The sequence below is a fragment of the Bacillus sp. ISL-18 genome (assembly GCF_018613415.1).
In the GTDB taxonomy this organism is placed as follows: Bacteria; Bacillota; Bacilli; order Bacillales; family Cytobacillaceae; genus Neobacillus.
Genome location: NZ_JAGGQG010000002.1, coordinates 12527 through 25374, shown reverse-complemented (window position 1 = coordinate 25374; position 12848 = coordinate 12527). Strand labels below are relative to the sequence as shown.

Sequence of the window (12848 nt, the reverse complement as noted above, 5' to 3'; positions counted from 1 at the left end):
AGTGCTCAAATATCCCTCTTTTTTGTCTAAGATTGCTTTTTATAAAAAGTTTCCAGTCAAAACGAAATGTAAAAAAATAGAGACTAACCAACCCTTATGGGCCAGTATAGTCTCTATAAATCACTTAACCTTAGGAAGTCCTTATTCCATCCAATTTGTATGGAATACGCCTTCTTTATCGACACGTTGATACGTGTGAGCACCAAAGTAGTCGCGCTGTGCTTGCAACAGATTTGCAGGAAGTGTTTCAGTACGGTAACTGTCATAGTAAGCAATTGCACTTGCAAATGATGGAACAGGAATACCACGCTCAATCGCCATTGCAATGACTTGACGTAACGCCTGTTGGTAGTTCTCTACAATATCCTTGAAGTATGGATCTAATAAAAGATTAGCTAGTTCGGAATCACGATCATATGCATCTTTGATTTTCTGTAAGAATTGAGCACGGATGATACAGCCGCCACGGAAAATCATCGCAATATCCCCATAACGAAGGTTCCAGTCATATTCTTCAGATGCAACACGCATTTGAGCAAAGCCTTGTGCATACGAGCAAATTTTACTCATATATAATGCTTTACGAACCGCTTCAATTAATTCTTCCTTACTGCCGTCAAATGGTTTAACCTCTGGTCCTGTTAATACTTTACTTGCTTTAACACGTTCTTCTTTCATTGCCGAGATAAAGCGAGCGAATACTGATTCTGTGATAATTGGAAGTGGCACACCTAAATCTAGGGCATTTTGGCTTGTCCACTTACCAGTACCTTTTTGACCAGCAGTATCTAAGATTACATCGACCATTGGTTTACCTGTATCTTCGTCTACCTTTGTAAAGATATCTGCAGTAATTTCAATCAAGTAGCTGTCTAATTCGCCTTTATTCCATTCAGAAAACACATTATGAAGTTCTTCAGCGCTTAAGCCAAGAACATTTTTCAAAATGAAATACGCTTCAGAGATTAATTGCATATCTCCATACTCAATTCCATTATGAACCATTTTCACATAATGACCTGCACCGTTTGGTCCAATATAAGTACAACATGGATCGCCCCCAACCTTAGCTGAGATAGCTTCTAAAATAGGCTGAACTAATTCATATGCTTCTTTATTCCCGCCAGGCATAATGGATGGTCCTTTAAGCGCTCCTTCTTCTCCCCCGGAAACACCTGTTCCAATAAAATGGAAACCAGCATTAGCTAATTCTTTGTTACGTCTAATTGTATCTTGGAAGAATGTATTACCACCGTCGATTAGGATGTCTCCTTCTTCTAGGAATGGTTTTAAAGAATCGATTGTTGCATCCGTTCCTGCACCAGCTTTAACCATTAGTAAAATCTTGCGCGGTTTTTCTAAGGAATTCACAAATTCCTCCACTGTTTTAGCCCCAACAAAATTCTTTCCTTCGGCTTCGTTCTTTAAAAAGCTCTCCGTTTTGTCATAGGAGCGGTTAAAAACAGCTACAGAATAGCCACGGCTCTCAATATTTAGTGCCAAGTTCTTACCCATAACTGCTAGTCCAACTACACCAATTTGTTGTTTTGACATACTATCCCTCTTTCATTGTTGTATTCTTTATAGATAACCATATTCTTACCCTAATGACAATAAAAAAGTGCTTAATTTAAAATATTATCAGGTATTTCAGTCAAATCAGGGATGGCCCTATGCGTGTCATCCCTTTCTACATCCTAGCGCTCTAAAAAGAAGTGTTCGGCATTATCATAGCAAATATTCCGAACCATTTTTTCCATATGCTTCAGATCGTTTGGCGCTAAGCCGTTTTCAACCCAATCGCCAAGAATGTTACATAGAATTCTACGGAAATAATCATGACGTGCATATGACAGGAAGCTGCGAGAATCCGTTAACATTCCAATAAAGTGGCTTAATACACCGACATTTGCAAAATCCTTCATTTGTCTTTCCATTCCATCGATATGGTCAACAAACCACCAGCCCGAACCTAGTTGGACCTTTCCAGGAATACCCTCTTCATAGAAGTTCCCCATCATTCCTGCTAACACGACATTATCTTTTTGGTTCAAGTTAAATAAAACCGTTCTTGGAAGTGCATTTATTTGATCAAGGGAATCAAGGAATCGAGATAATCCCTCCGCCATATTAGCTTCTCCAACTGAATCAAATCCTACATCTGTTCCAAGCAGCTCTTTCATTCTTGTGTTATTATTCCGCATAGCTCCCATATGAAGCTGCATAACCCACTGCTTTTCAGCATACATTTTGCCAAGTTCTTTTAAGAGGAAAATGCGATAAGCAACCAATTCTTGATTTGAAAGTTGTTCGCCGCTTACACGTTTATTGAAAATCGCTTCAACCTCTACTTTTGTTGTTTCTACATATTGCATTTTTTGAATATCATGGTCAGAGGCACGGCCTCCATTTTCATGAAAATACTCCACTCGTTGTTTTAATGCTGCTAAAAATCCATCTAAGGAATCGGTTTTCACGCCTGAAACATCAGCCAATTTTTCAATCCAGCTTTTGAAAGTTGGACGTTCAATAAAGAGTGCACCATCAGGACGGAATGTTGGAGCAATCATTGTGTTAAAAGTTTCATCGTTTTTCAATAATTGATGATATTCTAAAGTGGAAATGGGATCGTCAGTAGTTCCGATAAACTTTACGTTTGATCTCTCAATTAGCCCTCTTGCACTGAATTCAGGCTTTTGTAATTTTTTATTACATTCTTCCCAAATTTCACGAGCAGTTTCAGGACTTAAAACCTTATCAATTCCAAAGAACATTTTTAATTCTAAATGTGTCCAATGATAAACAGGATTGCCAATTAAATGGGGAACGGTTTCCGCCCACTTTTCAAACTTTTCCCAATCACTAGCATCACCGGTAATGTAGCGCTCGCCAATGCCGTGCATACGCATCGTTCTCCACTTGTAATGGTCTCCGCCTAGCCATATTTGTGTTATATTTTCATAAGACTTATTTTCCCATACTTCCTTAGGATCTAAGTGACAATGAAAATCAAAAATAGGCGCCTCAGCTGCAGCATTTTCATAAAGCTTAACAGCCGTCTTTGTATTTAATAAGAAGTGTTGGTCTATAAAACTTTTCATTCAAAGTCCTCTCCTTTAAATTAAATTTATATTGTTAGCTTACCCACTGTAACCCCTTACAGAATTACTAATAAATCTTTTCCTGAAAATGAATACTCTTATACTTCTTTAATTTGTTTAATAAACAAATTAACTACAATCATAATTTATCACGTTTAATATGTTTAGTCAATTAACTATTTAGGAATTAATTGAATAATAACAGTCATTTGTTACCTATAACTGATATAATAGAAATATACATAAAGGCAAATGCCCGAAATGGAGGATATAAATGGTTACCGGTGATGCGGCATATATAAAGAAAATTAATCGTTCTCTCATTATAAGAGAAATAATTAAAGAAGGAATGATATCAAGGGCTGATTTATCTAAGGCCACTAACCTGACGAGAGCAACCATCTCTGCCCAGGTTGCAGATCTATTAGAAGAAGGGCTCATTATAGAAACGCATCTTGAGCACTATACCGTTGGCAGAAAACCGATTATGCTTTCCTTAAACGGAAAGGCTGGTTATGCACTTGGAATTGATCTTGATTATGGAGAAATATCTTTTACCATATCAGATCTTCTTGGTTGTCCAATCTCATCAAATAGTGTCAAAATAAATACTACAGACTATAAAGACATTCTTTTGCTGCTTATTGAACAAATAAAAAAATTCAAAGCTGATTTTAATGAAAGCCGCTATGGGATTGTTGGTATTGTTATTGCGATCCATGGTTTGGTATCAAAAGAAGAGATCATTCACTATGTTCCGCGTCTGAAATGGCATGAGATGGACTTAAAAAGTGACCTGGAAAGAGAGATCGATATCCCAATTCATCTTGAAAACAACGCCAATCTCAGCTCATTTGCAGAGCGTGTATTTGTACATCATGAAACAGACAATTTATTATGCGCAACCCTCTATTCAGGAATCGGACTTGGCATGATGATGAATAATGATTTTTTTCGAGGCCATGAAGGGTATGCAGGTGAAATTGGTCATATGATTGTCGTTCCGGGAGGTAAACAGTGTAATTGTGGAAATAAAGGATGCTGGGAAAAATATGCCTCAGAATCAATGATTTTTCGACATCTGTCCGAAATTAGACAAATTGAGAATTTAACTTATGAACAAATCGAAGATTGGATAAATGAAGGCGATGAAGAAGTACTTGAGGTAATGGAGGAATTTGTTTTCTATTTATCAATTGGTCTGAATAATATGATTAACATGTATAATCCCGATGTAATTGTGCTTGATAGTAAACTTTTGAGTATTTATCCGGATTCTCTCAAGAAAATAAGTGCGAATCTGAACTCATCTATCAGCCATTACCGTGAATTGAGAATCTCATCCATTGGCAGGAAGTCAAGCATTCTTGGAGCCTGCGCCTTTGCAATCAAGCAATTTCTAGAGGTTCCAATGTTAAATTTACCTTTTCTTTTAAAAACAGTTAGAGATGAAAGCGCAGTCATTTGATATAACCCTTAGAAAAACCCAAGAAAAGAGACGTATGAATTTGCATACGTCTTTTTCTTTATCGGTCTTTGTATTATGGTGAACCGTATCATAAATAGAGGCAGCAACTTTAGACAAGGCAGTACCAAAAAGATGAGGTGGTGTCTGAAGCCGGATGAACTTCGGACAGACAATACCAAAGTGATATAGCGGTGTCCGAAGTCGTGTGAACTTTGGACATGGGAAAGCAAATAAAGCAAGATGGTGTCTGAAGTCAAGTGAACTTTGGACATGGGAAAACTAAAAAGGCATGTTGGTGTCCGAAGCCAAGTAAACTTTGGACAACGTAAAGCTATAAAGGCATGATCGTGTCCGAAGCCATTTGAACTTTGGACATGGGAAAACTAAAAAAGCTAGATGGTGTCCGAAGTCGTGTGAGCTTTGGACACTGTAAAGTTTTAAAGGCTTGATCGTGTCCGAAGCCAAGTGAACTTTGGACACCGTAAAGCTATAAAGGCTTGTTGGTGTCCGAAGTCGTGTGAACTTTGGACAACGTAAAGCTATAAAGGCTTGATCGTGTCCGAAGCCATTTGAACTTTGGACATGGGAAAACTAAAAAAGCTAGATGGTGTCCGAAGTCGTGTGAGCTTTGGACACCGTAAAGCTGTAAAGGCTTGTTGGTGTCCGAAGTCGTGTGAACTTTGGACAACGTAAAGCTATAAAGGCTTGATCGTATCCGAAGCCATTTGAACTTTGGACATGGGAAAACTAAAAAAGCTAGTTGGTGTCCGAAGTCGTGTGAGCTTTGGACACCGTAAAGCTGTAAAGGCATGTTGGTGTCCGAAGCCAAGTGAATATAAAGGCATGTTGGTGTCCTAACCCATTTGAACTTTGGACAAGGTGATATCAAAAAAATAAGGTGGTGTCCGAAGCCGAGTTTGTGTCTAATATGGAGTGCAGTTCAATTACTAGCAGTTTTCCTTTTTTATATACCGTTACCGATAACGATGCCAATAGAATTGTCATTTCGGCACGTATTAAAAAAAAGCAATTTAACAAAACCCCCTTCCTGCTGCAGCAAGAAGGGGTTTTCTGTTTAATCATTTAATTAAGCGCTTAAACTATCGTTAGTTTTTGGTTTATTTTTAAGTTCATCAATAATTTTTTTATAAAGATCCTCTGTTAAGTTATAAACAACAATTAAAATAACAGCTGCTATTAGGTTTAATCCAGCTGGAACTAGGAACATTAGCCCCTTGATTCCAAGGAGTGTTCCTGCAGTTTGCTCTGCATTCGGAACGTAACCGATTAAGCCTAGCGCAACGCCAGGAATAAATCCAGCTAGTGCTTGTGCTAATTTACGGAAAAAGCTGTAACTTGAATAGACAATCCCTTCCGTCCGTTGTCCTGTTTTCCATTCATGATAATCTACCGCATCTGCTACCATTACCCATGGTAATCCCATAGCGAAACTTAGACCTAAACTTCCAATTGAAAGTAATGTAAGAAAAGCCGGTACACTTGCTGGTAATAAAAAGTTCAAAGCATCTGCAACAATTCCAATTAAAAGACCCATAATGAATGTATTCTTTTTTCCTAGCCTTTTAACAAGTACTGGAATAAAAAACGAACCGATGACGGCGATTCCAATACTAGTAAAAGAAAGCAATGACATAAGTCCTGTGTTCTTTAAATTATACTGCAAGTAATATAACTGAACAGCCGTACGCAGGTTACTTGCGGCTACCATAAACAAGCAAACGAAACAAAGAGCAATTAGTGGTCTGTTACTAAGCAGTAATTTGAATAGTTTTGACATTGGAACTTTTTCTTTTTCTATTTTAGGTTCCCTTATTACATTCTCATTGGTATTCCGATAGCAAATATAGTGGAAGATGACCCCTACTAATGCCATAGATGCGATTCCCACAGTGTATCCTAATTTTTGGTTTGGAAAATATAGAACAATTGGAATAACAACCATTCCAGAGATAAGCATTGCAAACTGGCTGCCAATAGCTCTAAAAGATCCAAGAGATGCACGGTCCACAGAATCTTGTGTCATAGAGGCCGCGAGTGAACCATAAGGAATATTAACAATAGAATAAGACAACCCAAATGCCATATAAGTGATAAACGCATATACAATTTTTCCTGTGCCTGAGAAATCCGGTGCCATGAAGGAAATGACTGTCATAATGGCAAGCGGAATCGATCCAAATAAGATGAACGGCCGGAACTTACCTCGTTTCCCTACCTTTCGTTTATCTACAAAGGCTCCAACAGTGGAATCTGCAAACGCATCAAAAACTTTCGAAATTAAAAATACTAATCCTCCCCAGTAAGCCGAAATCCCTAACACATCGGTATAAAACTTAAGCAAATAAATTTGGCCCATATCAAACATAAATCCATTTCCGACATCGCCTAATCCATATGAAACTTTCTCTTTTAAGGTTAATTTTTTTGAGCTATTATTCCCCATCGTGTCCACTCTCCCTCTAGAAGTTAAATAATTGTCTAACCTGTAACCCTTTTCAAAATCAGCAAAAATGAACGATAAAATTTTTGTGAATATCAACGTTTCCATTAGTTAGTTTACTAAACTAACTAATTACATAGTTAGAATACACCTCTCGACACATTTCGTCAATAAAAATTTGTAAGCGTTTTTCAATAGATTATCAAAATTTGATTGTTGTCGTTTCCTATTAAACCTATTTATTGTTTTTTATAAACAAAAAAAGATAGCTAAAGGATCTTAGCTATCTTTTCTCTGTTTATATATCTTTACTTAGTTTTTACCTTTTCTTTTCTCTGCTAAATCAACTGTAAGCTGTGCTGTACGTTTTTTGTTTAAAGGATAACAGAACACTATAATTAAGAACACAATAGCCAATGTGATGGCAGGTACTAAAGTTGCTAGTGTGTGAATTCCTTGAAGAGTTCCAGATGTTTGGTGTTGAAGAGTTGAATTATATCCTACTGCTGCAATCACAGCACCACCTAAACCTCCAGCAACTGCTTGTCCAATTTTACGTGCCATTGAGTAGATGGAGTAAACAGTTCCATCTTCACGAAGACCAGTTAAATACTCATGATAATCAATGACGTCTGTAACGAAAGCCCAAATAACAAGGTTGAAGATACCATAACCAAACATGGCAATTGATAATACTCCAATAAATTGTGTTGCTGTTAAATTTGGAAGGAAATATAAGAGAGCATATACTAAAGTTGCAAGTAATAAACCGCCTGAAGCTACTTCCTTTTTACCAAATTTTGCAACTAATGGTTTTACCATCGGCATACCAATAAATACAGCAACCGATTGAATAAGTCCAACCATACTTAATGCTTTCGCTTCACCAAAGTAATCTTTAAATAGGTAAACGTTTACAGTACCAATTAACATGAAACAAACCATAAACAATAAGGAAGCAATAAGGAACCAAATTAACGGTCTGTTTTTGACAAGGCCTTTCATTGTTACTCCAAAGTTCATCTTTGGTTTTGTTGTTTCATCGATCACAATACGCTCAATTGATAATTTATAGCAAGCGATATAACAAGCGAGTGCAAGTACAGCAAAAATAATTGCGCCTAGTAAAAAGTGATTAGCATCTGCTTTATTGTTAACAAACAAAATCATAGGACCAACTACGTTAATGATTAACCCTGCTAAGTTCCCACCCATTGCTCTCCAGCTTGATAGTGTTGTACGTTCAACCGGATCACCTGTGATAACAGATGCCATTGATCCATAAGGAATATTAACAGTACTATACAAAGTTCCCCATAAAATATACGTTACATAGGCATAAGCCAGATAAAATCCATTAGACATACCAGGGATGTGTACAAACATTAACACACCGACAATAACGAGTGGAAATGACATTCTTAAAATCCATGGTTTAAATTTTCCGTGTATCCCAGCTTTTCTTGTATCAATGAATCGTCCCCAAGAAACGTCTGCTACTGCATCCCACAAACGTGCGACTAGGAATAGTCCGCCGACTGTAGCCGGATTCAAATGGTAAATATCGGTATAGAAAACCATTAAGAAAGACGCTACAAGAATAAAGAAGAAATCATTACCCCAGTCACCAAACATATAACCAATTTTATCCTTCATACCAAACTTTCTAAATGCAGTAGTTTGATTTGTCTCTACTTTTCGCATCGCTTGACCCATTTTTTTCCCCTCCAAAATAACTATTCTTTAATATGAATTTTTTGACTTGTAACCCTTTACAAAACTATTAAAAAAAATATAATTGCATCTCGAGATTCCATTAATTAGTTTAATGAACTAACTAATTAATGTATCCTTATCTTATCACCCTCTATAAAGCGCGTCAACACATTTTTGTAAGCGTTTGATTAATTATTTTTTCCAATTTATAATTGGCTTTTTTTTTAGTCCACTGGCTTGTCCATTTCACTTAATGTTCATGAACGTCACCAATTGTTCAATCTTGATGAAGGATATTTTTACTATAATTGAAGTGATAAGTAATATTAACTAAAAAGGTCGTGATCCTATATGAAAAAATTACTATATGTAACAGCAAACCCGAAAGGTTTAGAGAAATCAAAAGGGCTAAAAATTGGAGAAGCATTTCTAGAAGCACTTCATGAGGAACGTCCAGATATAGAAATCAACAGAATCGATTTATTTGCCTATGATTTTCCACAAATGGATGCTGATTTGGTGTCAGCACGAGGAAAGTTGGCCGGTTATGGTTTCACCCTTGATCAGCTTACAGTTCCAGAAAGAGAAAAAATAACGAAGATGCACGCTCTTGCAGATGAGTTTATTACGTTTGATTATTATGTGTTTGTTTCTCCTATGTGGAATTTAAATTCTCCTGCTGTTTTAAAAGCTTATATTGACAACTTATTTATTTCGGGAAAAACTTTTGCCCATACTGCCAATGGTCCTAAAGGTCTTTTAACTAACAAAAAAGCGATTCATATTCAAACAAGAGGAGGCCAGTATACCGGGACCCCAATGGAGGAATTGGAGTCGGGTGATCGATATTTAAAAATCGCTCTTCGCTTTTTAGGAATGGAGGTAAGTGAGTCAGTTATCGCAGAAGGTTTTGATTTAAATCCACAAAAAGTACCTGAACTTCTTAAACAAGGCAAAGTCCATGCCCGAATGGCAGCCAGAGAATTTGTGAGAGAATTGGTTCAAGCATAATTCTGACCAAGATAGCTTCCTTTTTTAAGGGGCTTTTTTTATTCACAGATTGTTTTCCTAACTGCTTAGTTATAAATATCAACTTATAGTATAATTGGAATGCTTTGTCATTACCTGCAAAACACGATAGTGGCAAGCATTCATTTCTATTTCATTTTAGGAGAATCCTCTTATATGCTTAAAGAATTCATCTCAAATGCAGCACTCTTAATTGCTTCTTTTTCTCTTATGGGTGTTTTATTTAAAGATAAGCCATTATATCCCACCTCACCATTATCTACAAAACTCTACTGGGGGACTTGTTTTGGTATTCTTGGTAATGTTTTAATGTCGTTTTCATTCCAAGTAGGTCCAGACATTTATGCAGATTTGCGCCACTTAGCAATCGTTATTGCTGGTGCGTTTGGCGGGTACATACCGGCAATTATTGCCGCAGCACTAATCTCTATAGGAAGAATTTGTTTATTTGGCTTTAACCATTCCGCCCTCCTGCCTGCTGTTGCAGCATTATTGACTGGAGTTGTTTGCGGTGTGATCTCCAAATTAAACATTCATCGTACAGCAAAAGCTTTTACCATGAATCTATGCGGGTTACTAATTATATCGATTGTTTTTATCATACGCATTGAAGATGCAGCGGTCCTGAAAAATGTGTTATCCCTGCATTGCCTCATATCTTTAGTAGGAGGGGTGTTTGGCTATCATTTTTTTGTATTTGTGGTCGATTCGAATGAGACTCAACACCAATTAAAACATAGCCTTTTCAAGGTAAAAGAAACCGAAGAACGGTTCCGCTTACTGGCAGAGTATTCTAGTGACATGATTACTATGCATAATGATCAAGCAGAGTATATATACATCTCCCCTGCTGTAAAAGAGGTCATTCATTTCGAATATCCTGAGCTTTTAGGAAAAACATTGGAGACCTTTATTCATCCAGACGATGTCGAACGAACAAATAGTATGTTTCAAAGGGCTCTACAAAAAGGTTCTGCTGAATCCACTCACCGTTACCGTTCAAAATTTGGTGATTATATTTGGATAGAATCCACTTTAAAAAGTGTGCCTTATCAAGAAGAAGGTGAGAAGAAGGTCATCATTGTTTCAAGAAATATTACGAACCGAAAACTGACTGAGCAAAAGCTCCAAGAAGCAAATGAGCTTCTGAACCGATTATCTTATATGGATGGGTTAACAGGGATAGCTAATCGCCGATATTTTGATGAAACACTTCTTAGGGAATGGGCCAAAGCGATTAACCTTCATACACCCATTACTTTGGTTATGTTTGATATTGATTATTTTAAAAAATACAATGACACATACGGTCATTTGAAAGGAGATTTTTGTTTACAAAAGATTGCTCAAGCTATTAACGATTTGTTTCCAGAACCTTCAAACTGCACATTTTGCCGGTACGGCGGCGAAGAATTTGCCTTAATCCTCCCATCTAGTAATGGTGAGAACGGTTTAGAGATAGCACAGCAAATTAAAGAAACAGTTCAGTCCCTTAAAGTCCCACATAAAAGTTCAGAAATAGCGGATATTATCACGTTAAGCATCGGGATTGCATCTATGTATCCTACTAAACTAAATCATCCAGATTTATTAATTAAAGCAGCTGATTCATCCCTATATCTTTCTAAAACAAGAGGCAGAAATACCATCTCAATCAACGAACTTTCCTGGAAGGATTCTAAGTGACCTTTCAGGTTTTTTAATATAATCAACTTTAATATTCGTTTTATCAAAATATTTTGCGAATTTTGTTGTAACTTGCCAAAATAAAATGTAAAATTTTCCTATGAGCTCATTATGGATGGTGAGAAAATGGAAATCACGAAACACCTTTTCTTCAATCTTTCTCTTATGATAATTTTACTATTTTTCGGTTTAATATATCTTGAAAAAAGCAAAAAATTCTCCCTATCGAAGCCCTCTTTTATAATTTTGTTTATAGTAACGATTTGGTTATGTATCCAATTTTCCTATACACCTATTTCATACACAAGATTTGATTTACGGATGATCCCGCTCGTTCTTGGCGGTTTATATGTCGGTATTGGCCCCATTCTCATGGCAGCACTGATTGTTATTCGTAGTTTTTATGGGATTAATCTTGGCTTTTGGCAAACCCTGGCGCTTTATATTCCACTTGGATTGGTCCTATGGCGGCTACACCCTTGGTTTTACAAGCAGGCCCCTGCCCGGAGAATTTTCTGTACCGTATGTCTGGGAATGATTCTTGGTATCCTGACAGTTTTAGGAATGAGCTTTTACGACGAACCGCTTAATCTTGTGGATGCATGGTTTGCGTATCTTGTCATTCCTTCCTTAGGTATTGCGATCATTTCATATGGAGTTGAATTTATACGAAAAACGAACGAGATGCAGCAGGAGCTTATTAGAACGGAAAAATTAAAGGCTGTAGAGCAAATGGGAGCTGCTATTTCCCATGAAATTAGAAATCCGTTAACAGCGGCGAGCGGATTTGTTCAGCTGCTCCAAGACGATTATTTATCTAGGCAAAAAAGAAAAGAATATCTAGCAATCGTTAAGGAAGAGTTATTTTCAGCTGAAAAGGTCATTCAGGATTATTTAACGTTTGCAAAACCCTCACTTGAATCTCTTGAAGAATTAAATGTAAAAAGCGAACTTCGGCAAATTATCAGTATTCTACAGCCGTTAGCCAACCAAAATTCAGTCGAAATCGTAACTGATTTTTCCATTATTGGATATATCAAAGGAGACGGACAAAAGTTTAGACAATGCTTTGTAAACGTACTAAAAAATGCCATTGAATCAATGCCGCATGGTGGATATTTATATGTTTCAACTGAATATAGCCAAGATGAGGTAACAATCAAAGTACAGGATACAGGAGTAGGGATGAATTCCCAGCAGCTAGACAGACTAGGAGAACCGTTCTATTCCACTAAAGGAAAGAATGGCACTGGCTTAGGGATGATGGTGGTTTATAGCATTGTCAGAGCCATGGATGGATCGATATGGGTGGAAAGTGAGGTTGGAAAAGGAACTATCTTTCACTTTGAATTCCCAACCCTGCCGATCAGCGGCAAATGAACAAACC

The 12848-nt window shown here is 37.0% G+C and carries 8 protein-coding genes; 4 read left to right on the top strand and 4 right to left on the bottom strand.

All coding sequences use genetic code 11. The annotated features are described in order from the left end of the window. Positions 1–141: 141 nt before the first annotated feature. Positions 142–1554 (bottom strand): NADP-dependent phosphogluconate dehydrogenase, encoded by a 1413-nt coding sequence (gene gndA, locus J7E81_RS00305; RefSeq protein WP_215039926.1) that lies wholly within the window; start codon positions 1552–1554, stop codon positions 142–144. 143 nt (positions 1555–1697) lie between these two features. Beyond that, positions 1698–3101, bottom strand: a complete 1404-nt coding sequence (gene uxaC / locus J7E81_RS00300; protein WP_215039924.1) for a glucuronate isomerase — start codon at positions 3099–3101, stop codon at positions 1698–1700. 274 nt (positions 3102–3375) lie between these two features. On the opposite strand from uxaC, the gene J7E81_RS00295 reads away from it, so the two are divergent. Next, positions 3376–4569 (top strand): ROK family transcriptional regulator, encoded by a 1194-nt coding sequence (locus J7E81_RS00295; protein WP_215039922.1) that lies wholly within the window; start codon positions 3376–3378, stop codon positions 4567–4569. Between the two features lie 1087 nt (positions 4570–5656). Here the strand turns inward: J7E81_RS00295 and J7E81_RS00290 are convergent. Both J7E81_RS00290 and J7E81_RS00285 read right to left on the bottom strand, forming a co-directional pair. After that, positions 5657–7033 carry a glycoside-pentoside-hexuronide (GPH):cation symporter gene (locus tag J7E81_RS00290; RefSeq protein ID WP_215039920.1) on the bottom strand — a complete coding sequence of 459 codons (1377 nt, stop codon included), beginning with the start codon at positions 7031–7033 and terminating at the stop codon, positions 5657–5659. 309 nt (positions 7034–7342) lie between these two features. Beyond that, entirely contained in the window at positions 7343–8746 is a 1404-nt protein-coding gene (locus J7E81_RS00285; protein ID WP_215039919.1) for an MFS transporter, read from the bottom strand. A gap of 351 nt (positions 8747–9097) precedes the next feature. Here J7E81_RS00285 and J7E81_RS00280 point away from each other — a divergent pair, with 351 nt between their 5' ends. From J7E81_RS00280 to J7E81_RS00270, 3 genes are all read left to right on the top strand, one after another. After that, on the top strand, positions 9098–9757 hold the full coding sequence (locus J7E81_RS00280) for an FMN-dependent NADH-azoreductase (RefSeq protein WP_215039917.1): 660 nt from the start codon (positions 9098–9100) through the stop codon (positions 9755–9757). 174 nt (positions 9758–9931) lie between these two features. Further along, complete coding sequence (locus tag J7E81_RS00275; RefSeq protein ID WP_215039915.1) at positions 9932–11461, top strand: diguanylate cyclase domain-containing protein; 1530 nt, start codon at positions 9932–9934, stop codon at positions 11459–11461. Positions 11462–11782: 321 nt separating this feature from the next. Then, the gene (locus tag J7E81_RS00270; protein WP_308162100.1) at positions 11783–12841 is read left to right on the top strand and encodes an ATP-binding protein; all 1059 of its coding nucleotides are present in this window, start codon (positions 11783–11785) and stop codon (positions 12839–12841) included. Positions 12842–12848 lie beyond the last annotated feature (7 nt).